The sequence below is a fragment of the Duncaniella freteri genome (assembly GCF_004766125.1).
In the GTDB taxonomy this organism is placed as follows: domain Bacteria; phylum Bacteroidota; class Bacteroidia; order Bacteroidales; family Muribaculaceae; genus Duncaniella; species Duncaniella freteri.
On sequence record NZ_SJSA01000002.1, the window covers coordinates 13,098 to 37,305 of the forward strand.

The following is a 24,208-nucleotide window of genomic DNA, read 5'->3' on the forward strand; positions in this document are numbered from 1 at the left end:
AGCCAGGGCAGCGAGCCAGGGCCGTCGCCCTTAACCATGCTCCGAAACCCGCGCCACAGCCAGATGAACAAGCCGATAAAGCCAAGGACTACGAAGAGTTTCCACAGCAGGGCCAAAACTGATATGATTATTTTGGTAAACATGGTCTTGTTACTTTGGTAAGGTGCTACAAATATAGCGAATAAAAACGACATGGCAAGCGTATTTGACTACATTTTTAGGATAGGCGGCAATTTTGTGGCGCAGATAAGCGGCATGAGCGCAGCGGCCGGCGAATTTTCCGCAAGGGCGGAGGTCGCCGAAAGTCGCGGGCGCAGTTTTGCTGCGTCGCTTGCCACGTTCTCATACGCTACGGACATGGCGCGGAACCTAAGCGAGGCAATAGGCGGTCTGAGCAGTGCGGGCATAAAGCTGGACAGCCAGATGCACGATTTAAGCGCTGTTGCTGGCGTTACGGGCGAGGGTCTGAAACAGATCGAGACATTCGCGCGGCAGAGCGCAAAGGCGTTCGGCACTGACGCCGCCGTGGCGGTTGAGGGTTACAAACTGCTGCTCTCGCAGCTGACGCCGGAGCTGGGCAAATACCCGGACGCGCTCAGGGAGATGGGCGACTGCATACAGACGACCAGCAAGCTGATGGGCGGGGACGGCGTGGCGGCGGCTCAGGTGCTTACCACGGCGATGAACCAGTACGGGGTGAGCATGGAGGACCCGACGGCGGCAGCCGGGGAAATGGCGCGCATGATGAACGTAATGGCGGCAGCCGGACAGGCAGGATCGGCGGAACTTCCGGCGATAAGCGCGGCGCTCCAGCAGTGCGGTATGGCTGCCAAGGCTGCAAATGTGAGCTTCGAGGAAACAAACGCCGCAATCCAGGTACTTGACAAGGCGGGCAAAAAAGCCAGCGAGGGAGGTGTCGCATTGCGAAACGTTCTGGGCCAGCTCAGCAAAGGCCGCTTCGTCGAGAAGCAGGCACGGGAGGAGCTTGAAAAGGCCGGCATTGATGTTGTGGCTCTGGGCGACAACTCCAAGAGCCTTAAAGAGCGCCTCGAGATGCTGAAACCGATGCTTAACGACTCCGCGCTGTTGTCAAAATTCTTTGGTGTGGAAAATGCCAACGCCGCCCGTGCCCTTATACAAGGCACCGAAAGCCTGCAAGACTTCACGACCGCCGTAACTGGAACCAACAGCGCGACCGAGCAGGCCGCTATTGTCATGGACAGCTATGCCGAGCGACAGGCACGAGTAAACCAACAATTTGAGGACTTCAAAATTACCATATTCCAAGCCACCGGCGATTTTTCGTTATGGTGCGGTGTCCTGACTTCTGCACTTGTGCCGATTGCTCAACTTGCCCCATTACTTACAGCAGGCTGGAGACTAATGCTGTTAATTAAAAATCTCAAATGGGCAAGTATGTGGAGCAGTGTTGTGGGTTGGGTTCGTGCAGCCGGCGTTAACTTCGCGCTGATGAACGGCACACTCTCAACTACCAACATGGTATCACTGGGCTTTATCGGTAATATGGGACGCGCAACAATAGGGTTAATTCGATTTGCCACCGTAGGAGTTTTTAACGCTCTGAAAGGTCTGGGCGCACTCATATTGTCACTTGTGACGAGTGGCACAGCGTCCGCCACATTCTCCGGCATTGCTTCAACAGCTTTCGGAACTTTTGCCACTACTGCCTCGGCAGCTTGTCGCGCCGTTTCGGTCGCAATTATGAGCATTCCGATTGTTGGCTGGATAGCTGCGGCCATTGCTGCATTGATAGCGATAGGTGCTTACTTCTGGAACACGTCGGCTAAATTCCGGGCAGTGCTCAAAGGGACATGGGCGGCGTTCAAGGCTTGTTTTACCGGTATCGGCGAACTTGCTAAAAACACTTTTGGAGCAATCGGCGACCTGATAAAAGCAGCGTTCAATTTATCCCCCTCCGGAATAGATGCAGCCCTGAAAAAGTTAAAAGCCGGTTTCAGTGACTACGGCAAACAGGTGGGTCAGGCGTTTAATGAGGCTTACAATGCCGAAATGGCAGAGTCCGCCCAAAAAGAGGGCAAAAAGAGTCCCAAAGGAAACAAGCCAACAACCAACGGAAGCGGTGCGACGGTTCCGGGGGTGACTGTTCCGGAAGTCAACCCCACCGGCAACACTCTGAGCGGTGCGAGTGGAACAGGCGGCAAAGGATCCGGCAGTGACGGAGGCGGAAAAATAAGAAACATAACTGTAAATATTGACAAACTTGTCGAGCGCTTCGAGATACACACCGCGACCGTCGGCGAAAGTACCGAAAAGGTCAAGGCTGTTATTTTGGAGACCCTTATGGGAGCGCTAAACGACACACAATTAGCAATGTCATGAGCCTAATTCCACAACCGAGCTTAGGAGGTAAAAAATTACCTGTCAGCATAGATCTTGCAGCTATGAGCTGGGGGCAGCACATGGCTAAAAAACTTATACGCTTCAAGGAACTGGGCGGAAGTCCTGAGCGTGACGGCATAACCGTGCACGAGATTGGGCAGCCTATCACCGACCCGGAATATTGGGAGGGGCGCTGGGTACTCTGCCCCCTCAGACTGGAGCGAGAAAACGGCGTGGGGCTGACATTTGCCGATGCAGTGGCAGCAGCCAGCCGAGAACATAGGATTATAAGCACGGCTCTGACCGGTAGAGACGGCACGGTGAAAGAGTATATAAACGCCGGCGATTGGGCGGTTAATATCGTGCTGGGCTTGCAATGTGTCGAGGGTGGAGAGATAGCCGATAAATGGCCGACCAATGAGGTGCGGGAAGTTCGCAAGCTGTTGGAAGCAAATGAGGCTCTGAGAGTTCACAGCGAATTTTTAGACGCTTTGAATATCGGGCGGCTTGTGATTAGAAGTTATTCCCTCAGCCAAATGACAGAAGCCAATTATCAGGTAGTTGAAATCAGCGCGGTCAGCGATGAAGATTACGAGATATTCAGCACCGATTATGAGCAACCGAAAAAATAACAACAGCGATGAAAGGCATGTTAATTGACAGTATCACCGGCGACCTGCTGACCGAACACGGCCGCATAGCGATTGGAGACACCGAGGGGCAAACCGCCGAGGCGGTTGTCACCACCATGCGCGGAGACATTAAGGAGCACCCCCTTTTAGGCGGTGAAGCCGGCAGACTTCGCGCCGGTCAGCCCGATGTAATGTGGCCCGGTGAGGTTCGCCAGATGTTACGCGGTTGCGGGGTCGATTGTGAGCGTGTAGTAATGGAGACTGACGGAACTATCAGCATAGAACGATGAGAACGACAGCGAAAGAGAGGCAAACACTGCTTGATATTGCCCTGCAAACGGGCGGACACATTGAAACGGTGCTCGCACTGGCAGAGGCTAACGGTATGAGCATAACCGACCGGCTGGAGGATGGGAGTGTGCTGATAGTTCCGGTACCGGTGGAGGGTGGAGACACCCGAACCGTTGAACTTTACAAGGCGCACAAGGTGGAGCCGGCAACCGAAATAAGCCCGGAAGATATGGCGGCTTGCCCTTACGGCGGTATTGGCTTTATGGGCATTGAAATAGATTTTATCGTGAGTTAAACAGCATTTCTCTGCTTAGGCAGAGCGATTAAAAATCGATTAAACAGCTATTAAATGAGTAGTAAAATGGCACGCAATATTAACGAAATTAAAACAGAGATCGCACGCGAGTTTATGCGCAATGAGTCTGCGGCGGAACTGTACGGGTTTACCCCGGGCTCAGAGTTCGGCGACATATTCGGTGCGGCAAGTGTTGAAAATATTTTGCTTTATGTCTGGGCGGTCTGTGCCTGGAGCGTCGAGCAGCTTGTAAGCAGGCACAAAGCGGAGGTAACGGCGGAACTGGAGGAACTTATAGCCCACCGCCCGAAATGGTACCGCGATAAGGTGCTCCGCTTCATGGCAGGCCACGAGCTTGAACAGGACAGCGACACATACGACACTACCGGAATGACTGAGGGGGATATAGCGGCGGCGTGTGTCGTAAAACATGCGGTCGCTATGGAGAGCAAGGATGCCAGTCTGCTGACAATAAAAGTAGCCGGAGAGAGTGGCGGAGTGCGCAAACCGATAACAGCGGAACAGGAAAAGCAGCTGAAAGCCTATATAAACGAGATTAAGGATGCCGGCGTGCGCACCGCACTTGTGAATATGGAGGCGGATACATTCGACTGTACTGTGGATATCTACTACAATGCTATGCTGGATCCTGCCGTTGTTCAAACCGCATGCCGTGATGTGATCTGCGATTATATTGAGAATTTGCCTTTTAACGGCGAATATACGAATATGGCCCTCGTTGACCGCCTGCAAGAGGTAGAGGGGGTGAAAATAGTGGAGTTGCGGGGTAGCACCGCGCAGGCCGTAAACGAGAGTACAACGACACAGATTAACGCGCGTCTGACCCCCGCAGCGGGCTATTTCAGACCAGGGGCGATAACTGTAAACATGAAAGCGTATGACGAACAAGGCTGACAGAACCTATAATGTAAATATCAAGCGGCTGGCGCTGCTGACATTGCCGACGTGGCTACGGCGCCCGCTTTCCGGGGCTCTGATATATGCCGGGGTCAGCCCGCTGGGGCGTTTGCTCCAGGAGCTGCGCGCATACAGGAGCGCAACAAGTTACCGGCTGAGACATAACGGGCAGGTGTGCAAGCTGTGCGGGGCACTTAATGATGAGTTTGACCCGGGACTGCGCCGCATAGAGATAGAGGACAGCGACAGTGTCGGAAACCGGGAAGCTGCGGCGGTATGGCTTCGCGATATGGACCGGTGGGTGATGGTGCCGCGGCGAGGCGCGGGCGCGGTGAGCATACACCGGGAGGGATTCAACGGCACGAGCGGTTATGACTTCTGGGTGACGGTGCCGGAGGAACTGTGGACGGCCGAGACGGAAACGAGACTACGGGCAATATTGAACATGTATAAACTGGCGGGCAAACGCTACGCTATAAACCATAAATGACAATGGACAAAATATTAGGTAATTTTCTGACACAGGCAAACAAAGATTTTCCTCTGGACTGCGAGACGCTGGACTATCTGCAAAAACTGGTGGCACTTGCAGCCATTGCCGGCAACATAGGAGGCGACCGTGTGGTTCTCTGGGGTTGCGAGCCCAACAGCGAGGGGACCCGCAGGGGGGCTGGCTATGTATTCGTAAGGACCAAGAACGCGCCGGAGGGTGAGGTTCTGCCCTGGGATGGCGGACCGACCACAAGCGGCATGTATGTGAAACAAGAAGCAATCCCGGTAAGTGCCAATAATACGGACTACCCGAAAGCCTACACGCGCCGGAGTCTTGCGCCCGGCATAGGAGAGGAAAACTACACCTGGGAGAGCTTCACAGACATTAAGAGCATAAAGGGACTGATGGACGAGAACCGGTCGCTCCGCAATGAGCTGGCGACCGTTCAGCCGGCACCGTTGGGGATAGTCCAGATGTGGGCCGGTTCCCGGGTGCCACAAGGCTATGTGCTATGTGACGGACAGCCATTAAGGAAGTCCGATCATCCGGAGCTGTTCAATGCCATTGGCTCGACATTCAACACTGCGGTAAACGCGAACGGCGTAAGGTACACGACCCAGGATGGTTATTTCAGGGTACCTGACCTGAGGGGACGTTTCGTTGTCGGTCTCCATGACAGTGACCGGGACTATGAGAGCCCCGGGACCGGCGGCGGACTGAAGAAAGTGACGCTCACGGAGGAGACAATACCCCGTCACAGCCATGAGGAGATGCTGTGGAAAGGGGGAAGCGGAGACTGGAAAGGGCACGGCAGCAATTCCTGGCCTAATGCCACAACAATATTCGAGTGTTCACCTCATGGGATAAACACACTGGACTATGGCAAGGGTGAAGCTCACGAGAACCGCCCCCCATATTATGTGCTGGCATACATAATGCGCGTTAAGTAGACATAAATAAATACCCGAGATTATGGCAATAAGGACAATAGCACAGCTAAAAGCGTGGTTCCGTCGTGGGAAGTACCCGACGGAGGAGCAGTTCGCCGACTGGCTCGATAGCTACGTGCACAAGGAGGAAAGCATTATCCCCGTAATACAGGTGGAGGGGCTAGCGGAGCAGCTCAACAGCAAGTATGTCGCTTCGGAAGGGCATGAGCTGGAACGGCAACACATTGAACTAAAGGGAGATTATGAGACGCACAAGAAGACATCGGATGAGCGTTTTGACAATATATCCGGGTGTATCGAGGATCTGGAGACCGAGAATGAGAGGCAACAAACGGAGATTGATTCACTGAATGCCGAAGTTGAGGTCATCCATACGAAGGACTCGTCACAGGACAAAGAGATCTCAGCACTGCATGATACGGACAGGGACCAGCAGATGAGCATTGACTCGCTCGATGGAAGGGCAGACACTTTGGAGCTGGGTATACGTATGCATGTCTCGGACACCGATAATCCACACCGTGTCAACAAATCGCAAGTCGGGCTCGGCAATGTCCCGAATGTTGCGACAAATGACCAGACCCCCACCTACACGATGGCACCGTCTCTGACAGACCTGTCAAGCGGAGAGAAGCTGTCATCTGCTTTCGGTAAACTCATGAAGGCGGTGTCATCGCTAATCTCACATATCAGCAGCAGGGACAATCCGCATCAGGTGACTGCCACACAGGTAGGAGCATCGCCATCTGGACATAACCATGACTCCACCTACCAGCCTAAAGGTAATTACGCGCCGGCAACGCACACGCATACGGCGGCACAGGTGAATGAGGACGCGTCACACAGGTTTGTGACGGATGCCGAGAAGTCTGCATGGAACAGCAAGGCAGGTGGCAGCCACAACCATGACTCCACCTATCAGCCTAAAGGTAATTACGCGCCGGCAACGCACACGCATACGGCGGCACAGGTGACCGGGGACGCGTCACACAGGTTTGTGACGGATGCCGAGAAGTCTGCATGGAACAGCAAGGCAGGAGGCAGCCACAACCATGATTCTGTCTATCAGCCTAAGGGGGACTATCTGCTCTCATCCCAGCTCCAGGACCTCAAAGGAGACAAGGGGGATAAAGGAGACAAGGGGGCTGTGTTCACACCTGTGGTGGACTCGTCCGGCAATCTGACATGGAGCAACAACGGCGGGCTCACAAACCCCGCGGCTGTTAATATAAGGGCGCCCAAAGGTAGTGACGCCACAGTGACAAAGGCGGCAATTGAGGCGGTCCTGACGGGAGTGATAAACAGCCATAAACACGAGGCTCTATCAAAACGGCTTGTTGAAAACGGCTATTACAGATTTCATGACGGATTTTTAATACAGTGGGGGCACCCGTCTGATAATCAGGATACCTATGGTGTACAGACCATATATTTCCCACACTCATTTGTCGACACCTCTTATTCAATACTGACCACTGCTGACAGTTCATATCAGACATATTATGTCGGCAGAACCATATGCAACAAATCAGCAGGCAGTTTTAAAGTGTCAGCCAACCAAAAAAACAAGGAAAGGTTCTTTTGGATAGCTGTCGGCAAAGGTTAATAACAGACATATTACAAAAAATGGAAGGCGACAATATGTATTGGAGGGATGGCTTCTATAGCAAACCGGTTGATGGAGGTGTAGAGATCTCCATGGAGTATTACAAAGAATTGTTGGAAGGGCAGGATGGAGGGCTGTTAATTTTGGAGGATGAGACAGGGATCCCTGTCCTCAGGATGTATGAGCCGTCTATCGAAGAACTCAGGATTATCAAACTCCAAGAGCTGGAGGAGTACGACCGCTCTTCGGCTGTAAACACGATCAGCATCGGAGGTGTCTCCGGATGGCTTGACAAGGCTACGCGTGTGGGGCTGATGAACTCCATATCGGTGGAGCAGGCAAGCGGCAGGACAGAGACGAGCATATGGCTCGGCGATCATCGTTTTATCATGCCGATTACAGAGGCTGTAGGAATCCTGAGACAGATTGAGATCTATACTGTAGACTGCAACAATGCCACACGTGAGCATGCAGCAGCGATAAGGGGGCTCCGGTCCAAGGAGGATATAGAGGCGTACGATTTCAAGACCGGCTATCCTGATAGGCCATGTTTCACTGTATGAAAACTTAATATGGTCAAACAGATTTTGTAAATGGATAGGATCTACAAATGCGCGCCGCTTCCCTTCATGGGGCAGAAGCGCTATTTCCTCCGGACCTTTATCGAGGTGCTGGAGCAGGCAGTAGGTGAGATTGATACGGTGGTGGACCTTTTCGGCGGTTCCGGGCTGCTGTCGCACACGGCAAAAAGGGTGCTCCCGGGGTGCCGGGTGGTGTACAACGACTTCGACCGCTATGTCGACAGACTGGCGGCCGTGGAGCAGACCAATGGAATTTTAAGGGCAATTAAAGAGTGTTTAACTGGTGTTGAACCCAACAAGCGCCTCTCAGACCGGCAGTGCGCCGACGTCCTGGATATAGTGCACGACTATGAGAAACAAAATGGCTATGCCGATATTCTTACAATAGGTCGCTCCGTGCTTTTCTCCGGCAAGTGGGCCAAGAGCCTGGACGAACTGCGCAGACACACGATGTATAACCGCGTCCACAGCGGTGACTACCGCACCGACGGCTATCTGGACGGACTGGAAGTCGTGCATCTTGATTACCAGGATCTGTTTGACCTGCACCGTGACAATCCACGTGTGTTGTTCCTCATGGACCCGCCGTATCTTACGACAGAGTGCGGAATGTATGAGAATTATTGGAAGCTGACCGACTATCTGAACGTGTTGCGGCTGCTTAAAGGTACGAAATACGTTTATTTCACAAGCGACAAGTCGCAGATTGTCGAGCTCTGCCAGTGGCTCGCTGATGAGTACCGGGAAGCGGCACCAATGTGGGGCGCGGAAATACGCCAGCGCACAAACACGCTGAACTATCAAGCTAAATTTAACGATATGATGATAACGCGACTCTGACTCGCCTACAAAGCGGAGGCATAGAAAAAGCCCCCGGCTTAGTTTGCAGTATCCTACCACATACAAACACAATGCACCGAAGCACATAAGCCGGGGGCTAAAAGCCTTTGACTCGTGCTTCGGTGCTTCTGCTGATATGTGGTAGGAGTTGCAAAATTACGAAAAAAATGCTGAATGACAGTGTACGAAGCATTAAAATTATGCGGTGGAGTAATTGAAAAGCTGGAGGACGCCGGAGCAAAGCCGAGCGATCACAAATATGTAAGACTGTTTGAGGACTACCAGAATGCGCGGAAACGAGGCGAAAAGGTCAGTTATATTGTCGCAATCTTGGCCGAGCGTTACAACGTCAGCGAGCGCAATATTTATGACATAGTGAAGCGTCTGGGGGCGACTGCAAAAGCGTTTCACTACGAACGGCCGAAGATATGCCACAGAACTCACAGAAATGGACTATATTCGCATTGAATGACACCAAACAAGTATTACGCCATGCTCGGCAAGATATTGCAGCACGGCAAACGACAGAGCAATAAAAAAGGTGACATAATGTATTTGCTCAATGAGCAGCTGCATTTAACGCCTTGTGACCTGCTGGAGATTTTCGAGGGACACAACATCGCGCGCAAGAAGCTGCGCAATGAATTAACCCTGTTTATGGCTGGATAAAGAGACCTGACCAAGTACAGAGAAGCCGGGATAAACTGGTGGGATTATTGCGGGCAAATCCTCATTAACAGTTATCCGACCTATTTTGAGAAACTGCCGGCTTTGATTGAGCAAATCAACCGGGAAAAACGGAGCAGCAAAAACTATGTGCTGTTCCTAGGAGCAACAGGAGCGGAAACCAACCAAGCTCCTTGCTTAAGCCTCATTCAATTCCAGCTCGATGATGGAGAACTCGTTTTGTCAGCCTATCAGAGAAGCAGTGACGCAAACTTAGGTTTGCCAGCTGACATTTACCATTTATATTTGATAGCGCGACAAATCGAAGCGCCGTTAAAGTCTATAACGCTGAATCTGGGAAATGTTCACATTTATGCCAACAACATAGAAAGAACGCGCGAACTCTTGGCCGGAAATGAAACTGCAAGGTTTGATCTGAACGTGTGAAAGCAAGTGCAAACGAGATCAATTTAACTACTTCAAAGTTACAAAAATCTGCTGACTTGACCAAATAAAAGGCATGAAAATAACGCTGATTTTAAGCCAATTTCAAAGGCTTTTAATCAGCGTTTAATTGGTGTTTAAGCGGTCGAATGAGTCAGAGAAAAAAGGAAGCGAAAAAAGAGAAGTTTTGCTCGTTTCGTTTTAGAAAGTTGCACGTTTCGTTTTGGCGATTATATATAGATGGAAAACGAGTGACATGTTTTATGGAATTTTGATAATTATTTTCTTAAAAAGAGAAAATGATCCACTGGCGTCTTTTAAAATCTGTTAATGCGAAATTGTTAAACTCTGTATTCATGTTGGTTACGCGATTTTCAGGCCTGCAAACCTTGTCGCACTTTTCAAATGATTACATTGGGGTTGGAGCCTTAAAACTCGGTTCCCCAATTTTTCATGAATGCAGGACGATACATTTTCAGCCAGATTGTTGACTTTTTGCCAAAACGCAAATTTGAAAGAATCATGGAGCATCGTACCAAAAATAAGGTTGAGGACAGAACCCTCGGATGGCAGTTGTCTTATTGGGGACAGTTGCTTGTCCTTATATTCGGTCAACTGCTCGGATGTCGAAGTCTCCGTGAACTCTCGGATATCACTACAGCACATCGCAAGAAATCCTTTCATCTCGGATTTGGCAAAGAAGCGGTAGACCGTAATATTCTCTCCAGATGCAATACCAATCGTGATTGGCATGTGTTCGAGGAGTTCGCCAACCATATGATTGTGCTGGCTCAGGAAGCCCGTATAGACCGGGAATTTTGTATCGGCGGCAAGTTCTATGCGTTCGATTCCTCCACGATTGACCTTTGCATGAGTGTTTATGACTGGGCAAAGTTCAGAAGCACCAAGTCCGGCATTAAACTGCATACCCAACTTGATATAGTGACGCAGATTCCAGTTATGATAAACATCACCAATGCCTCGGTTCATGATGTAAATGCGATGGATATCATTGATTATGAACCGTTGGCCGGTTATATCTTCGACCGTGGATACTGGGACTTGGATAGGCTTCATAAGATTGAGGAACTTGGAGCCTTCTTTGTCATAAGAGAGAAGGCTAAGCCGAAGTTCATTGTCGAGGATGGTCTGGACATGCCCGAGAATGGAAACATTCTTCAAGATTATACCGTAAGGTTTACCGGTAGACGCAATGCATCCAATTACCCTTCCCGGATTAGACGTATTGTAGCGTATATCCCTGACCTGAAGAGAAGTTTTGTTTTTTACACAAATAATTTCTTCCTGTCTGCCGAACAGATTGTGTTCCTTTACAAGAACCGATGGCAGGTGGAGCTTTTCTTCAAATGGATCAAACAGCACCTTAGAGTCACCACATTCTGGGGTAATTCCGAGACATCCGTCAGAATACAAATTTATGCGGCTATATGCACTTACTGCGTTGTCGCAATAATCGAACATAAAATGAAACTTGAAAGAAACATCTACGAAGTCATGAGAATCCTCGGCAGCTCCCTGCTTGTCAAGGAGCATATCAAGGACTTGTTGACTCCAGAACCGGTGCCAGCACAAATAGCAAATTGCCATCCAACTCTTGACCTCGAATTTGATTAACACTTTTTAAGAGACACTAGTGAAAATGATCAATAGCATCTGTTTGCGAAGTATGCGCATGACTCTTTTTAGATGAGTTTTAACAGTGGATTCGGAAATGCCTAATTCTTGGGCTATCACACTGTTCTTTTTCTCGTTTACTATGTGCTCGATAAGAATTTTGTATCCTTGTGGTGGCAATTTGCATAATGCCTCGTCAAGTTTGCGCTTGATATCAGGGTTCTCTTCAAAATAATTTTGGAGCTGAGAGAATAAGGTGGCCTCTACTATCTTGTCGTGGTTGCTGTCTATTACATCAAGATGACGCAGATAGTTGCTGCAAAGATTGTGCACTATGGCGGTAAGGTAGGTTACTATATTGGTGTCAGGTGAGTAATTGTCAACGTTGAGCCACAGTGAAAGAAATGCCTGTTGCGCAATATCGGCAGCTTCCTCCCAGTCATAGACATATCTGAATGCATATTTCCGCATTTTATCGAATGTCGTTACATATAGAGAGTGGAATGCCTTACGGTCATGAATCTTGATTCTATGACCTATGTCGGGTGTCGCTTCCGCTTGCATATTACTATGAAATAATGCAAAGTTAGGTAAACATTCGTGACTTATACAATAGATATGATGTCAATTGTTTTGTTTGTTAATATAATTTAACAGGTCGGCTCATGCTATTGTTTTTACTGAAATAAGAATGATAAGGGCTCAAATCGAAATGCCAGTGCATGAATTTTTGGAAAAGTGTTAAATTTGCGGTATGAAAACCGCAGATGCATTTTGGCAATTCCTGCCAGAAGGATTGGACGAACTGTTTGAGATGGTCAAGTTTGAAAAGACAGACCAGTCCTACGACATATGGCTTGACGAGAAGAAGAAACTGTCGGATGAGGATTTCCGCAATCCGAACATTGTGGCACGTGGATACACGGATTACGTTACAGTGCAGGACTATCCGATGCGCGGCAGACCGGTGTTCCTGCACATGCGCAAGAACAAATGGTGGGACAAAAAGACCAACGAGATATTCTCATATAACCTGGAACTGCCCAACGAGGAGAGGACACGACTCAGCGCCGAGTTCGTGGCTTTTTTAAAAGACGAAGGTGGAGACGACGGCATTGTCGATTAAGCATATATCGCAGATGTACTGCGTCAACGGCAAATATTTTGCCGAACAGTATCGCAACAGGATAAGCGGTTATACCGAATGGCGTGAGGCCGAACTCGGTTGCGGCTTCTACTTCAACGCTAACAATATCGGCCCGTACATGAGTCTTGACGAAACCTGCCTGAGCAACGGCGAGGTATGGACTTTCCTCACGAACAAGGACGGACACGGCGGCCGTGGGACGCTGGCGGCGGCCATCCCCGGCACAAAGAGCGATGAGATAACCACAATCCTCATCGGAGCCATGGGTAAATCGGTCAGACGCAGGGTAAAAGAAGTGACCTGCGATCTGTCGCCCTCGATGATGCTGATAGCCGCCGAGGTATTCTACAACGCCCACGTCGTTAACGACCGCTTCCATGTGCAGCAGGTCTATAACGAGGCTGTCGACGAAATTCGCATAGACATCCGCCGACAGCTCATTGCCGAAGACAACAGCCGTGACAAATCAGAGCCTCCAATTACATATTCCAACGGCGAGACCATGCGCCAGATCCTTGCCCGCAGCAAGCACACCCTGATGATGTCGCAGAACAAATGGACTGACATACAGCGTCATCGCGCAAACATTCTGTTCAGACACTATCCGATACTGAAAGCTGCATACCATCTGGCTATGGAACTGCGCCAAATCTTCAACGCAAAGATATCACCCACCAAAGCAATGGGTCGGATGAACAAGTGGTATGAAAAAGTAATGGCATTGGGCAACAACAACTTCCGCTCTGTCATCAAGACGTTCAAGAACCACGCCCCGACTATCCTCAATTATTTCCGACGTCGCGCAACTAATGCCTCGGCCGAAGCATTCAACTCCAAAGTCAAAATCTTCCGTTCGCAGATGCGAGGGGTCCGTGACCGTGATTTCTTTATCTTCCGACTCGTCAAGCTATACGCCTGAATCTTTAACACTCTATTCTAATTGTTTTAACAAATGCACCGGAATTTCGGCTTGTGCCATGATAAGGCCACAAGATCTCTGTCTTGTAGCCTTATCACCCCCAATGATTAAAAGATTAAAAGGGTCTTGTAAATTATGTGTTAATGGTTATTTTGCATCTGCTGCATACGTCTGAGCTCTTCCTTGCGTTCGCCTGATTTTTCGTATGAGCGTCCCCATACCATAAGCAGGGAGCCGACAAGGATGATTGCACATATTGAGAGAGCAGTGGCAGTGGTGGCAAAGGCTACTGCTCCGGTGACAATAATGATTAGGTAGGCAAGCACTACTCCGATGAGGGCTACGAATCCTACCCAGAAAAGGGTTTTTCCTAAGGCTTTCATATCGTTGAATTTATGAGTCTATATGTTATACTTACATATATAAGGATATTGAGCCTTGAAAAGTTTAGGAATGTCAAAAAAAAGATATTGGCCCTACGGTGGATATATACGGCTTACCTGGTATGTCACACAAAAAGTTAAGCCAGACTTCATGAAATCTGGCTTAACTGCAACTATTCTAGGGTGAACAGTGGGGGTCGAACCCACGACCTTCGGAACCACAATCCGACGCTCTAACCAACTGAGCTATGCTCACCATCTTTGGTTTTGCGGTGCAAAGTTATGACTAATTTTTGAATCCTCCAAATATTTTGTCACATTTTTTCAAACGAAAAATAATTCGTACCTTTGCAATATACTTGACACTACAATGAAAAATATTCGCAACTTCTGCATAATAGCCCATATTGACCACGGCAAAAGCACACTTGCCGACCGTCTGTTGGAGTATACCAACACTGTTGCAGGTAAGGATCTTCAAGCTCAGGTGCTTGATGACATGGATCTGGAGCGAGAGCGAGGCATTACTATAAAGAGCCATGCCATACAGATGAATTACCGCATCGATGGCGAGGATTATGTGCTTAATCTTATCGACACTCCGGGACATGTTGACTTCTCCTATGAGGTGTCGAGGTCTATCGCTGCCTGTGAAGGTGCGCTTCTTATAGTGGATGCCTCGCAGGGCATACAGGCTCAGACCATCTCAAATCTATATATGGCTATTGACAATGATCTTGAGATAATCCCTATAATAAATAAGGTGGATCTTGACAGTGCCAAGCCTGATGAGGTTGAGGATCAGATTGTGGATCTGCTTGGATGTGACCATGAAGAGATAATTCGTGCCAGCGGCAAGACAGGCATAGGTGTTCCTGAGATACTCAAAGCCATAGTTGACCGCATACCGGCTCCTGTGGGAGACCCTGAGGCACCTCTCCAGGCCCTGATATTCGACTCTGTGTTCAATCCGTTCCGTGGCATTATAGCTTATTTTAAGATCGAGAACGGCTCTATACGCAAGAATGACTTCGTGAAGTTTGTCGCTACAGGCAAGGAGTATAATGCTGATGAGATCGGGGTGCTTAAGCTTGATATGCAACCTTGTGAAACCTTGTCGGCAGGAAATGTTGGTTACATAATTTCAGGCATCAAGACATCCAAGGAGGTGAAGGTGGGAGACACCATCACACATGTGAATCGTCCGTGCCAGGAGGCTATCGACGGATTCGAGGAAGTGAAGCCTATGGTGTTTGCCGGAGTGTATCCTATAGAGACTGAGGATTTTGAGAATCTTCGTTCGTCGCTTGAGAAGTTGCAGCTCAACGATGCATCGCTCACTTTCCAGCCTGAGTCATCAATGGCTCTTGGTTTCGGTTTCCGCTGCGGTTTTCTCGGTTTGCTCCATATGGAGATCATACAGGAACGACTTGGGCGCGAATTCGATATGGATGTGATCACCACTGTGCCGAATGTGAGCTATCGTGTCTATGACAAGCACAGCAATATGACCGAGGTGCACAATCCGTCAGGTTTGCCTGACCCGACGCTTATCGATCGTATTGAGGAGCCTTACATAAGAGCCTCGATAATTACCGCCGCTGACTATATCGGACCTATAATGACCCTGTGTCTTTCCAAGCGTGGAGAGCTCGTGAAGCAGGAGTACATTTCGGGTAACCGTATGGAGATGATATTCGATATGCCTCTTGGCGAGATTGTCATAGACTTCTATGATAAGCTTAAGAGTATATCGAAGGGATACGCCTCGTTTGACTATCATCTGCACGACTTCCGTGAGAGTAAGCTCATAAAGCTTGATATACTTCTTAATGGTGAGAGTGTGGATGCGCTTTCCACTCTTACACATGTCGACAATGCCGTATCGTTTGGCAGGCGCATGTGTGAAAAGCTTAAGGAGCTCATACCGCGTCAGCAGTTTGACATAGCGATACAGGCTGCCATCGGAGCGAAAATCATTGCCCGGGAGACTATCAAGGCGGTACGTAAAGATGTTACGGCGAAATGTTACGGAGGAGATATCTCACGTAAGCGCAAGCTGCTTGAAAAACAGAAGAAAGGAAAGAAACGAATGAAGCAGATAGGCTCGGTGGAGGTTCCACAGAAAGCATTCCTTGCCGTCCTGAAGCTCGATTAAGAATAATATATACAGTTTCAAAAAAGTCGCCATTAATTTTGTCACATCAAAATTAATCCCTAAATTTGCATCAACAAAATTGAGCAATTGCGGTAGTAGCTCAGTTGGTAGAGCATCAGCTTCCCAAGCTGAGGGTCGCGAGTTCGAGCCTCGTCTACCGCTCAATAGATAAGGTGTTGAAAATAAGCCAATTAAGGTTTATTCTCAATGCTTTATTTGTATCTATTAGTGAAATTTAGGCTCTTTTATCGGATCAGCGGATTTTCCCGGTGGGCGGGGAAGATGTCAAGAGCATAGTGTTATCTTTGCAAAATGAAACCAGACCAACTGCTCAGAGCAATCCTGCCCGAAGTCCTGATAGACAACTTCGACATTGATCGGTTTGAAAAAAGCGATACCCGCTTGGACATATGGCTTGATGAGAAGAAAGAGCAACTTCGCAAAGACAGGTACAATAAAAACATAATCTCTAACGGATTCGGGGATTACCGCACCATACAGGATTATCCGAAACGTGGACGGTCCACCTGCCTCCATGTGCGGAAGCGCAAGTGGCTTTCCTACATGCTGAATTTTTTACCGTCACTTCTTTTCAGCCATTATTCCCGATGCAAAACGGTCCCATCCGGATCGGGTCCCGGTGAACACATTTATGTCTACATCGTGGTCCACACCGTCTATTCTTCCGTGATGTGTTGCCTGCCATAAGTCACAGTCTATACCTTCAGGGGGAGTTCCAAGTGAGCATAGCCAAAGCGGATAGGTGGCAAGCTGACCCTTGATGAATCTTGCATGCCCCTTCTTGTTGGTGTACAGCATCACCCTGTACCCACGTTTTTCAAGATAGTCCGCCATCTCTGTGACTCGGCTCATCACCAGTTTGGTGGTCTGTAGGTTTGGGTTGGTGAACTCCTCTATGTCGATCACTGCTGGCAGGTCAAGACTGCGCCCGTGAATGGAATTGGCGAAATTAAGCCCCTGTATATAGCCCGGAGTATCGAAACGGAAAAAGTGGTACGCGCCTATCTTCATCCCGGCTCTTCTGGCGTTGCGCACATTGTCGACAAACTTCCGGTCCTTGAATGTGCCTCCTTCCGAGGCTTTGATTATCACGAATTCTATCCCACCTTCCCTTACTTTTTTGAAGTCGACATCACCGTTATGCGCACTGATGTCTATACCCACTATCTCATGATCCTTGAATCCTGCCACAGAATGCTGCGGATTCTCTCTGCCTCCGCATCCGGCAAGAAACATGGCTGTCAGTACTGCTGGCAGCAGATGTCGCGATATGTATCGTGTCATAATGATTTCAGAGTGAAACATGTGCCGTTATACATGAATTCGATCAGCCCCATGCCGTAGAGGCTTACAGCGATATCCTCGGCTGTCTGGCGCGACACATGTGCGGCAAGCATGAACCCCTCTATGGTCACACCGTCGCTGTCTGATGCCATCTCAAGAAGCATGCGCCCCTGGCTGTTTACCTCTATGATAGAGCCTTCGTTGCCCGAGGCGTGCTTCCAGGCGCGTACAAGCAGTGGAGGGGCGGCTATATTCTCGTCACGCACCCTGTAGTATGCGCGCAATTCGCCTCCTGTCTCCTTCACATGCACCGGACGTATTGGGGCACGTCCTATCTCCACTCGCATCACAGTATGCCCGCCTTCAGCCTTGAAGGCAGTCACCTTTATCTCCTGAGGCGGCTCGCAGTACATCTCGGCAGCCTGTTCCACCACGAAGATATCCTCCTCGTTGCGCACTCCCGCTATCGCGCCGTTGTCCTTCACCCCTATGAGCAGCCGTCCTCCGTCATTATTGGCGAAAGCCGACAGGCTGCGGGCTATCTTCCGGGCATCTGACACAGCGAATTTGAAGTCCTGATGCTCGTACTCCCCCTCCTCTATGAGCGAGGCTATGTAGAATTTCCCTTTTATTCCCCTGATGTCCTTCACCGCGGGTAGCTGAGATTTTCGTCGGTTATACAATTGAGCACCTCATCGAGATATCTGCGGGCATTGCGCTTGGCTTCGGCGAGGTCCATGAATGAATAGTTTCCGCAGTCGCGGCTCGTTGCTCCGGGCACCTCTCCGTTGAATGATGCCACATAATCCATGGTGTCGCGCATAAGCTGGAGTATGTCGCAGGGCTCAAGAGCCCCTTGCATTAGAAGATAGTTTCCTGTGCAGCACCCCATAGGGCCCCAGTACACCACCCGGTCGCGCCAGTCTGGACGGTTGCGCAGATAAGTGGCGGCAAGATGCTCCATTGCGTGGAGCGATTCGGGTGTGAGAGCCGGCTCTCGGTTAGGCTCGGTCATGCGTATGTCAAAGGTCGTCACAGTGTCCCCAGCGGGAGTGGTGTCGCGGCGTGACACATATATGCCGCGTAGCAGTCGCTCATGGTCGATGGTGAAGCTCGCTATTTTCTCCATAGTTTTCAGCATGTATGGGTTATGCAAATACAGGTTAAGGTCCGCTTTATAGCGAAGATATCAGTTTTTGTATGAGAGAGAATGACTGGCGTGGCGCATCATCCCAGAATGATTCGTACTGCCTTGAATTATCGTGATGGCACCATGGGGTGTCGCTGATCACGCGCATACAGAAGAAAGGTATCCCCCTCATATAGCATCCCTGGGCGATAGCCGCACTTTCCATATCTATGGCAAGCACATCTGGATAATGTTCCTTGATTCCGTCCACCTGTTCCTTCGATGTGATGAAGAGCTCCCCTGAGGCTATCAGTCCGCGTTTCACATTGCTTCCGTCCACTGCTTTGGCGAACGTCAGCGCAGGGAAGAGGCGCGGACATCCCGGCACGCGTCCCCATTCCTCGCCTATGCACCAGAAATCATGGTGAGCCACATTCGTTGCCACTATTGAGTCCATCACGGCTACATCATCTCCAGCTCCGGCAGCAACGCCGGTATTGATCACGAGATCGGGATGGAAAGTGTCTATCAGGGTCACAGTCCCTATGGCGGCATTCACTTTGCCTATTCCGCACTCCATGAGTGCCACATTGTGCCCGGATATCTTTCCCAGGTGAAACTCTGTGCCCCCTGTGTTCTGTACCTCAGGGTTCTCCATGAGGGGCAGGAGCAGATTCAGCTCCTTAGTCATGGCTACGATTATTCCTATTGTCATGTCTTGGCTGTGTTAACGGTTATTGCGGGATTGCCGGCAGGCACAGTAAGTGCCGATAGCTCCCACAGAATATATATAGGTATGAATACTACAGCGAGAGTGAAAGGGTCGCCTGTCGGTGTGACAACAGCGGCCAACACGAGGAGTGCCACTATGGCATGGCGGCGGTACGTATGGAAAAATCCCCTGTTCAGCACACCGATTCTCCCTAAGAGCCATGCGGCGACCGGAAGCTCGAACAATATCCCTGTCACAAGCAGGAGCATCATGAATGTGTCTATGTACGAGTCCAGGGATATCTGATTGGCTATATATGGGCTCAGCTGATATCCGGCAAGGAAACGCAGAGTCAGCGGGAACACAAGATAGTACCCGGTGGCTACTCCGAGATAGAACATCACATTCCCGCCTAAAAACACCGCGCCTGCCCCGCGCTTCTCATACTCGTAAAGCCCCGGAGACACAAACCTCCACAGCAGGTATATTGTCACAGGGAAAGCCGTTACCACAGCAAGCCACATCGATGTTGTCATATGGGTGAGAAACTGCGAGGCGAGCTGTATATTTATTATCTGTATGTCCTGGCGTCCTCCGTCAGCTGATCCCCCTGTGGTGTCAAGCAGTAGGTAGGATGGGAAATTCGCGTGGCAGGGTGCGAGTATAACCCTGTCGAAGAGCTCAGGCATCACAGCAAAATAGATACACATAAGCCCCACTACCACCCCGATGCTCTGTAGGAGCACTCTCCTCAACGCCTCGGCATGATCCCAGAATCCCTGTTGTTCCTGGCTCAATCCTCTTTCTTTTTCTTTTCAGCGTTGTCTATTTCGTCGGCAACTTCATTGAGCCCCTGACGGAAAGAGCTCACGCCGCGGCCTATTCCGCGGGCGAGTTCCGGAATGCGCTTCGCGCCGAAGAGCAGAAGCACCACCGCAAGTATCACGATTATCTCACCGGTCCCCAGGTGGTTGAATAAGCATGGTATCATAGTTCAGTATCATTGATTGTATTGTTGTCAGTGCCATACATGCTCAGGTGATTGGGAGCATTTCATAGCTTGCCACTTCTCCGGATGTCATATGGATTCGGTTATCTTTCTGACACAATTGAAATGATTGTTTTCAATTGCAAATTTAGTGGATTATTTCTAAAAATCCTACCTCCGGTTGTTTTTTATAGTTTTTTACAAGTAGGGCAGGAGCGCGCCACAGCCTCCTTTGGCTGCTGTTTCCCGCCTCCTTGCCCATAAGACAACACCGGTAAATCCCCTTAGGGTTTTACCGGTGTTTGATACCGATATTATAATGTAATTACTGTCAGAACCTGTTTTTCACAGGAGTGATAGTGAGATTGAAAGTGTATTCCCCGAATGGCACCCTGTATTGTGGGAGAGGGAGCGCGCCCCAACTGTCCACACACCCCATGCCGAGCTGAGCATAGTCAACGAGGACATTTGTCACATCATCCTGCGTCAGTTCTCCCCAGTGGCTGTTAGGCTTCTCCGGTCCGCCGTCGAGAGACTCGATGGTATAATGGATTGCAGAAGCGGAGAACGGCTTTGTGGATGTGAACTCCACTCCGGAGCCCGACTCGTCGAGCACAGCCCAGCGGCGCAGATCGGTGCGGGTCCCTGTCTCCTGCGGGCGTATGTATGGGTAAGCCTGCGATGTCACGCTCTGTCGGTATATGCCGAGGTCTGAGGCTTGCTGGCGGTCGCAGTAATTCTCCCCCGGTCCTCTTCCGTAGTAATCCACAGTCTCGTATCTTGCCGGCATAGGCATCTGTATGCCATAACGGAAAAGCATGGGCACCTCTTTGCTATCCGCCTCCGGGGTCATCTTTTCCACTATGCTTATTGCTCCGTCTCCGTTTATAGCATACTCCATAGTCAGAGTCGCAGCCACATTGCTCATGGTGTACACAGCCTTGACCGTAGCCACTCCGTTTCTGTGTCCCGGTTTCATGCTCTTGAGTTTGATTCCGGGATCTTTCCATACGGCAAGCTTCTTCTGCAATCCTGCTCCGTAGTCATTGTCGGTTGGTGCGCGCCAGAAGTTGGGCGTTATCATCGCACCTTTGTTGAGCATTTCCTTTCCGTCCACCTCATAGCGGGCTATGAAACCGTTGTTCTCATTGAATGCCACTGTGAAATTCTTACCTTTAATGGTAAGGACACCTCCGCTCCGGTCTATGTAGTCCACCGGCTTGTCACTTGGCCGAGCCATTCTGCATCTCTCCGGAGTGAGTCTTATCTGCTCGCGGGCTATCACTGTGCCGCCGTCAAGGACAGGGGTCGATTTTTTCAGTGTGTAGGCTACGTTCAGCAGAGCCTCTGTGTCATCGTTTATAGGACCGAAGTCTATCTTTATCTTGCTGCGTCCCTGTGGCGACACATTCAGGTCGTTTATGCTTCCTGTGCGGGTCGGTCTGCCGTCTGTGAGTAGGGTCCATTCCATCCTCACGTCATCGAGCGGTGCGAAGAAACGCTCGTTGAACACCTCGATATCACCCTCCGGTGTGAGGGTGGTGTGTATATCCTGGTACACTCGCTGTACTTCATAGGCATGAGGGTTAAACACTCGGTCGGGGAGACTAGTCCGTTGTCGCAGAAATTCTGGTCGCTTGGATCTGTGCTCTTGAAGTCTCCGCCGTAGGCATAGACCATCTTCCCTTCAGGGGTGGTATGGCGTATCGACTGGTCCACGAAGTCCCATATGTATCCGCCTTGGAACTTAGGGTATTTTCTTATGAGGTCCCAGTATTCCTTGAATCCCCCTTCCGAGTTGCCCATGGCGTGGGCATACTCACACTGTATCAGCGGTCTTGTGCTGGCGGGGTTGGAGGCATATCGTTCCGACGCTTCGTATGGGAAATACATAGGGCAGAATATGTCGGTCTTGCCGTCATGGCCTGCGCGCTCATACTGCACCGGGCGCGAAGCGTCCATTCCCTTCACCATGTCGTAGGCATCCTCGAAGTTCTTGCCGTATCCGCCTTCATTGCCGAGCGACCACACTATGATTGAAGGATGGTTGCGGTTGGCGGCAACATTGCGGCGGTTGCGTTCAAGGTGGGCTTTGTGGTAGGCGCGGTTCTTGGCAAGGCTCTCTTTGCCGTAGCCCATGCCGTGCGATTCTATGTTTGCTTCGGCAACAACATATATGCCGTATTGGTCACACAGGTCATACCATCGTGGATCGTCAGGATAGTGGCATGTGCGCACCGCATTGATATTCATCTCCTTCATCCTCTTTATGTCCTGTAGCATGCGTTCTTCGCTCACCACATACCCCCCGTCAGGGTCAAGCTCATGGCGGTTGGCTCCCTTGAAGAGCACAGGCTGGCCGTTCACGAGAAGTTGCGAATCCTTTATCTCCACTTTGCGGAATCCCATCTTGATAGGTATGGTTTCAGCTGCCCCTTTCTTCGGCGTGAAAGTTGTTGTGAGGGTGTATAGGGCAGGTGATTCCGCGCTCCATTTGTCAGCGTTCTTTACATCCATGGTTATGCTCACCTTCCCTTTGGCGTCTTTACGCTCGGCATTGGCCACCACCTCCCCCTCGGGCGATGTCAGTCTGATGCTTAGTGTGCCGGATCCTTTTATGTCTGCTTCATAGTATAGTCTGCCGTCGGTGTAATTGTTGGTGAGGTCACCGTTCACGCGGATATCCTCCACGCGGTTCTTCTCTCGGGCATACAGATAGTTCTCTCTCGCAAGCCCTGCGAAGCGGAAGAAGTCCTGGTCCTCAAGATAAGTTCCGTCACACCATCGGTCCACCTGCAAGGCTATAAGGTTTTTATTTCCTGGTATGATGTAAGGGGTGACATCAAATTCCTGGGCGAGCTTGCTGTCCTCGCCGTATCCCGCACGCTTGCCGTTTACCCACACCGCAAGGTTGGATGTGGCGGAGCCGAAATGCGCTATCACATCTTTGCCCTCCCATTCTGCTGGCACGGTGATGGATAGGCGGTATGTGCCCACAGAGTTCTCCTTGTCAGGGGTTATGGGCGGGTTGTTTCTGAAATTGCCGCGCCATGGATACCCTACGTTGAGATACATTGGCGAGCCGTAACCGTTCAGTTCCCACATCCCTGGCACCTGCATGGTGCCCCATGAGGTGTCGTCGTATTCTTTGGAGAACACATCCTCCGACGGTCGCTCGTCTCGGTTTTCCACAAACTTGAATTTCCATTTTCCGTCAAGGTTGAGGAAGTTCGCTGAGGCTGTCTTGTCGTGTGGTTCGCCGTCACGGTAGGCGAAGTGCGAAGTGCGCATTGGCATCCGGTTGATCTCATTGACACCTGGGTCCGCCCATTCCGGTGATTTACCTTGGGCGGCAAGTGCTATGGTCATTAGCAATGCTGAACTGAGGCTGTGTTTCATAAGAGTGAAATGTGATAATTATCGTGTTTGACTGCAAAGATATATTATATATATGTATAAGGAGGAGCCTCCCGCAGTTAATAATTCTTAAGATTATGATATGTCGGATTGGCGATGCGCCTTCGGAGTGGTGTTTTTTCTCTCTTGGAAAATTTTACTTTTGATCTGTTTTTGTATGCTTGTGTTAATGTCAGAATGCTATATAAATATGTTAAAAAACATCGTTTGATAGCATTGGTGTTAAATTCGGACGAAAAATGCAATTTTTCTTTACTAAAGCTATGCGACTTTAAGAATTATTTTCTAAATTTGCCTCTATAAGTCAACCAATCATAATATAAACCTTTTTTATTTTC

At 49.9% G+C, this 24,208-nt stretch carries 23 protein-coding genes, 2 tRNA genes and 3 pseudogenes; 18 read left to right on the forward strand and 10 right to left on the reverse strand.

Annotation, left to right across the window (positions count from 1 at the left end; translation table 11 throughout):
- Positions 1 to 192: 192 nt before the first annotated feature.
- The 13 genes and pseudogenes from EZ315_RS09975 to EZ315_RS10035 all read left to right on the forward strand — a co-directional run bounded on the left by EZ315_RS09975 (position 193) and on the right by EZ315_RS10035 (position 11,712).
- Positions 193 to 2,361, forward strand: coding sequence for a phage tail tape measure protein (locus EZ315_RS09975; RefSeq protein WP_135469425.1), 2,169 nt, complete (start codon positions 193 to 195; stop codon positions 2,359 to 2,361).
- The gene (locus EZ315_RS09980) at positions 2,358 to 2,993 is read left to right on the forward strand and encodes a DUF6046 domain-containing protein (RefSeq protein WP_135469422.1); all 636 of its coding nucleotides are present in this window, start codon (positions 2,358 to 2,360) and stop codon (positions 2,991 to 2,993) included. The genes EZ315_RS09975 and EZ315_RS09980 overlap by 4 nt, the downstream gene beginning before the upstream one ends.
- A gap of 8 nt (positions 2,994 to 3,001) precedes the next feature.
- Positions 3,002 to 3,283 carry a hypothetical protein gene (locus tag EZ315_RS09985; RefSeq protein WP_135469420.1) on the forward strand — a complete coding sequence of 94 codons (282 nt, stop codon included), beginning with the start codon at positions 3,002 to 3,004 and terminating at the stop codon, positions 3,281 to 3,283.
- Positions 3,280 to 3,579, forward strand: a complete 300-nt coding sequence (locus tag EZ315_RS09990; RefSeq protein WP_135469417.1) for a LysM peptidoglycan-binding domain-containing protein — start codon at positions 3,280 to 3,282, stop codon at positions 3,577 to 3,579. The genes EZ315_RS09985 and EZ315_RS09990 overlap by 4 nt, the downstream gene beginning before the upstream one ends.
- A 66-nt stretch (positions 3,580 to 3,645) precedes the next feature.
- Positions 3,646 to 4,494 carry a hypothetical protein gene (locus EZ315_RS09995; RefSeq protein WP_135471863.1) on the forward strand — a complete coding sequence of 283 codons (849 nt, stop codon included), beginning with the start codon at positions 3,646 to 3,648 and terminating at the stop codon, positions 4,492 to 4,494.
- Complete coding sequence (locus tag EZ315_RS10000) at positions 4,478 to 4,987, forward strand: hypothetical protein (RefSeq protein ID WP_135469414.1); 510 nt, start codon at positions 4,478 to 4,480, stop codon at positions 4,985 to 4,987. Before EZ315_RS09995 ends, EZ315_RS10000 begins: the two co-directional genes overlap by 17 nt.
- A 2-nt stretch (positions 4,988 to 4,989) precedes the next feature.
- The gene (locus EZ315_RS10005; protein ID WP_135469412.1) at positions 4,990 to 5,940 is read left to right on the forward strand and encodes a tail fiber protein; all 951 of its coding nucleotides are present in this window, start codon (positions 4,990 to 4,992) and stop codon (positions 5,938 to 5,940) included.
- 22 nt (positions 5,941 to 5,962) lie between these two features.
- A complete protein-coding gene (locus EZ315_RS10010) occupies positions 5,963 to 7,546 on the forward strand; it encodes a gp53-like domain-containing protein (RefSeq protein WP_135471552.1) in 1,584 nt (527 codons plus the stop codon).
- Positions 7,547 to 7,566: 20 nt separating this feature from the next.
- Positions 7,567 to 8,109: a DUF4376 domain-containing protein gene (locus EZ315_RS10015; protein WP_242452537.1), complete on the forward strand. Its 543-nt coding sequence runs from the start codon at positions 7,567 to 7,569 to the stop codon at positions 8,107 to 8,109.
- 30 nt (positions 8,110 to 8,139) lie between these two features.
- Positions 8,140 to 8,967: a DNA adenine methylase gene (locus EZ315_RS10020; protein ID WP_135471553.1), complete on the forward strand. Its 828-nt coding sequence runs from the start codon at positions 8,140 to 8,142 to the stop codon at positions 8,965 to 8,967.
- A 174-nt stretch (positions 8,968 to 9,141) separates the two neighbouring features.
- Positions 9,142 to 9,435 (forward strand): hypothetical protein, encoded by a 294-nt coding sequence (locus EZ315_RS10025; RefSeq protein ID WP_175577978.1) that lies wholly within the window; start codon positions 9,142 to 9,144, stop codon positions 9,433 to 9,435.
- Positions 9,436 to 10,080: pseudogene (locus EZ315_RS10030) on the forward strand (thymidylate synthase).
- A 519-nt stretch (positions 10,081 to 10,599) separates the two neighbouring features.
- A complete protein-coding gene (locus EZ315_RS10035; protein ID WP_242452481.1) occupies positions 10,600 to 11,712 on the forward strand; it encodes an IS4 family transposase in 1,113 nt (370 codons plus the stop codon).
- Positions 11,713 to 11,718: 6 nt separating this feature from the next.
- On the opposite strand, the gene EZ315_RS10040 is transcribed toward EZ315_RS10035, so the two are convergent.
- Entirely contained in the window at positions 11,719 to 12,276 is a 558-nt protein-coding gene (locus EZ315_RS10040; RefSeq protein WP_135471955.1) for an RNA polymerase sigma factor, read from the reverse strand.
- Positions 12,277 to 12,466: 190 nt separating this feature from the next.
- On the opposite strand from EZ315_RS10040, the gene EZ315_RS10045 reads away from it, so the two are divergent.
- Together EZ315_RS10045 and EZ315_RS10050 are read left to right on the forward strand one after the other, a co-directional pair.
- The gene (locus tag EZ315_RS10045; RefSeq protein WP_123612966.1) at positions 12,467 to 12,838 is read left to right on the forward strand and encodes an ISAon1 family transposase N-terminal region protein; all 372 of its coding nucleotides are present in this window, start codon (positions 12,467 to 12,469) and stop codon (positions 12,836 to 12,838) included.
- Complete coding sequence (locus tag EZ315_RS10050; RefSeq protein ID WP_242452468.1) at positions 12,813 to 13,778, forward strand: ISAon1 family transposase; 966 nt, start codon at positions 12,813 to 12,815, stop codon at positions 13,776 to 13,778. The genes EZ315_RS10045 and EZ315_RS10050 overlap by 26 nt, the downstream gene beginning before the upstream one ends.
- 140 nt (positions 13,779 to 13,918) lie before the next feature.
- Here EZ315_RS10050 and EZ315_RS10055 read toward each other — a convergent pair whose 3' ends face one another.
- Positions 13,919 to 14,161 carry a hypothetical protein gene (locus EZ315_RS10055; RefSeq protein ID WP_135471956.1) on the reverse strand — a complete coding sequence of 81 codons (243 nt, stop codon included), beginning with the start codon at positions 14,159 to 14,161 and terminating at the stop codon, positions 13,919 to 13,921.
- Positions 14,162 to 14,343: 182 nt separating this feature from the next.
- Positions 14,344 to 14,417: transfer RNA gene (locus tag EZ315_RS10060), tRNA-His, on the reverse strand.
- 114 nt (positions 14,418 to 14,531) lie between these two features.
- Here EZ315_RS10060 and lepA point away from each other — a divergent pair.
- The 3 genes and pseudogenes from lepA to EZ315_RS17040 all read left to right on the forward strand — a co-directional run.
- Positions 14,532 to 16,319, forward strand: coding sequence for a translation elongation factor 4 (gene lepA / locus EZ315_RS10065; protein WP_135471957.1), 1,788 nt, complete (start codon positions 14,532 to 14,534; stop codon positions 16,317 to 16,319).
- A gap of 89 nt (positions 16,320 to 16,408) precedes the next feature.
- Positions 16,409 to 16,481 (forward strand) — tRNA-Gly (locus EZ315_RS10070).
- Positions 16,482 to 16,631: 150 nt separating this feature from the next.
- Positions 16,632 to 16,868: pseudogene (locus tag EZ315_RS17040) on the forward strand (ISAon1 family transposase N-terminal region protein); the annotation flags it as partial.
- A gap of 33 nt (positions 16,869 to 16,901) precedes the next feature.
- Here EZ315_RS17040 and EZ315_RS10080 read toward each other — a convergent pair.
- The 7 genes and pseudogenes from EZ315_RS10080 to EZ315_RS10110 all read right to left on the reverse strand — a co-directional run bounded on the left by EZ315_RS10080 (position 16,902) and on the right by EZ315_RS10110 (position 23,852).
- Positions 16,902 to 17,624, reverse strand: a complete 723-nt coding sequence (locus EZ315_RS10080) for a glycoside hydrolase family 25 protein (RefSeq protein ID WP_170957523.1) — start codon at positions 17,622 to 17,624, stop codon at positions 16,902 to 16,904.
- The gene (locus EZ315_RS10085) at positions 17,621 to 18,274 is read right to left on the reverse strand and encodes an AlbA family DNA-binding domain-containing protein (protein WP_170957524.1); all 654 of its coding nucleotides are present in this window, start codon (positions 18,272 to 18,274) and stop codon (positions 17,621 to 17,623) included. The genes EZ315_RS10080 and EZ315_RS10085 overlap by 4 nt, the downstream gene beginning before the upstream one ends.
- Positions 18,271 to 18,753 carry an S-ribosylhomocysteine lyase gene (locus EZ315_RS10090; protein ID WP_135471960.1) on the reverse strand — a complete coding sequence of 161 codons (483 nt, stop codon included), beginning with the start codon at positions 18,751 to 18,753 and terminating at the stop codon, positions 18,271 to 18,273. Before EZ315_RS10090 ends, EZ315_RS10085 begins: the two co-directional genes overlap by 4 nt.
- Before the next feature lie 46 nt (positions 18,754 to 18,799).
- Positions 18,800 to 19,468, reverse strand: coding sequence for a 5'-methylthioadenosine/adenosylhomocysteine nucleosidase (locus EZ315_RS10095; RefSeq protein WP_135471961.1), 669 nt, complete (start codon positions 19,466 to 19,468; stop codon positions 18,800 to 18,802).
- The gene (gene tatC, locus EZ315_RS10100; protein ID WP_135471962.1) at positions 19,465 to 20,262 is read right to left on the reverse strand and encodes a twin-arginine translocase subunit TatC; all 798 of its coding nucleotides are present in this window, start codon (positions 20,260 to 20,262) and stop codon (positions 19,465 to 19,467) included. The genes EZ315_RS10095 and tatC overlap by 4 nt, the downstream gene beginning before the upstream one ends.
- On the reverse strand, positions 20,259 to 20,456 hold the full coding sequence (locus EZ315_RS10105; protein ID WP_135471963.1) for a Sec-independent protein translocase subunit TatA/TatB: 198 nt from the start codon (positions 20,454 to 20,456) through the stop codon (positions 20,259 to 20,261). Before EZ315_RS10105 ends, tatC begins: the two co-directional genes overlap by 4 nt.
- Before the next feature lie 328 nt (positions 20,457 to 20,784).
- Positions 20,785 to 23,852 (reverse strand): annotated as a pseudogene (locus tag EZ315_RS10110) (glycoside hydrolase family 2 TIM barrel-domain containing protein).
- Positions 23,853 to 24,208 lie beyond the last annotated feature (356 nt).

What these genes read in the sequence shown, in the direction of transcription:
- EZ315_RS09975 (WP_135469425.1), top strand. Translation starts at nt 193, where the DNA reads ATGGCAAGCGTATTTGACTACATTTTTAGGATAGGCGGCAATTTTGTG.
- EZ315_RS09980 (WP_135469422.1), top strand. Translation starts at nt 2,358, where the DNA reads ATGAGCCTAATTCCACAACCGAGCTTAGGAGGTAAAAAATTACCTGTC.
- EZ315_RS09985 (WP_135469420.1), top strand. Translation starts at nt 3,002, where the DNA reads ATGAAAGGCATGTTAATTGACAGTATCACCGGCGACCTGCTGACCGAA.
- EZ315_RS09990 (WP_135469417.1), top strand. Translation starts at nt 3,280, where the DNA reads ATGAGAACGACAGCGAAAGAGAGGCAAACACTGCTTGATATTGCCCTG.
- EZ315_RS09995 (WP_135471863.1), top strand. Translation starts at nt 3,646, where the DNA reads ATGGCACGCAATATTAACGAAATTAAAACAGAGATCGCACGCGAGTTT.
- EZ315_RS10000 (WP_135469414.1), top strand. Translation starts at nt 4,478, where the DNA reads ATGACGAACAAGGCTGACAGAACCTATAATGTAAATATCAAGCGGCTG.
- EZ315_RS10005 (WP_135469412.1), top strand. Translation starts at nt 4,990, where the DNA reads ATGGACAAAATATTAGGTAATTTTCTGACACAGGCAAACAAAGATTTT.
- EZ315_RS10010 (WP_135471552.1), top strand. Translation starts at nt 5,963, where the DNA reads ATGGCAATAAGGACAATAGCACAGCTAAAAGCGTGGTTCCGTCGTGGG.
- EZ315_RS10015 (WP_242452537.1), top strand. Translation starts at nt 7,567, where the DNA reads ATGGAAGGCGACAATATGTATTGGAGGGATGGCTTCTATAGCAAACCG.
- EZ315_RS10020 (WP_135471553.1), top strand. Translation starts at nt 8,140, where the DNA reads ATGGATAGGATCTACAAATGCGCGCCGCTTCCCTTCATGGGGCAGAAG.
- EZ315_RS10025 (WP_175577978.1), top strand. Translation starts at nt 9,142, where the DNA reads ATGACAGTGTACGAAGCATTAAAATTATGCGGTGGAGTAATTGAAAAG.
- EZ315_RS10035 (WP_242452481.1), top strand. Translation starts at nt 10,600, where the DNA reads ATGGAGCATCGTACCAAAAATAAGGTTGAGGACAGAACCCTCGGATGG.
- EZ315_RS10040 (WP_135471955.1), bottom strand. Translation starts at nt 12,276, where the DNA reads ATGCAAGCGGAAGCGACACCCGACATAGGTCATAGAATCAAGATTCAT.
- EZ315_RS10045 (WP_123612966.1), top strand. Translation starts at nt 12,467, where the DNA reads ATGAAAACCGCAGATGCATTTTGGCAATTCCTGCCAGAAGGATTGGAC.
- EZ315_RS10055 (WP_135471956.1), bottom strand. Translation starts at nt 14,161, where the DNA reads ATGAAAGCCTTAGGAAAAACCCTTTTCTGGGTAGGATTCGTAGCCCTC.
- lepA (WP_135471957.1), top strand. Translation starts at nt 14,532, where the DNA reads ATGAAAAATATTCGCAACTTCTGCATAATAGCCCATATTGACCACGGC.
- EZ315_RS10080 (WP_170957523.1), bottom strand. Translation starts at nt 17,624, where the DNA reads ATGACACGATACATATCGCGACATCTGCTGCCAGCAGTACTGACAGCC.
- EZ315_RS10090 (WP_135471960.1), bottom strand. Translation starts at nt 18,753, where the DNA reads ATGGAGAAAATAGCGAGCTTCACCATCGACCATGAGCGACTGCTACGC.
- EZ315_RS10095 (WP_135471961.1), bottom strand. Translation starts at nt 19,468, where the DNA reads ATGACAATAGGAATAATCGTAGCCATGACTAAGGAGCTGAATCTGCTC.
- EZ315_RS10105 (WP_135471963.1), bottom strand. Translation starts at nt 20,456, where the DNA reads ATGATACCATGCTTATTCAACCACCTGGGGACCGGTGAGATAATCGTG.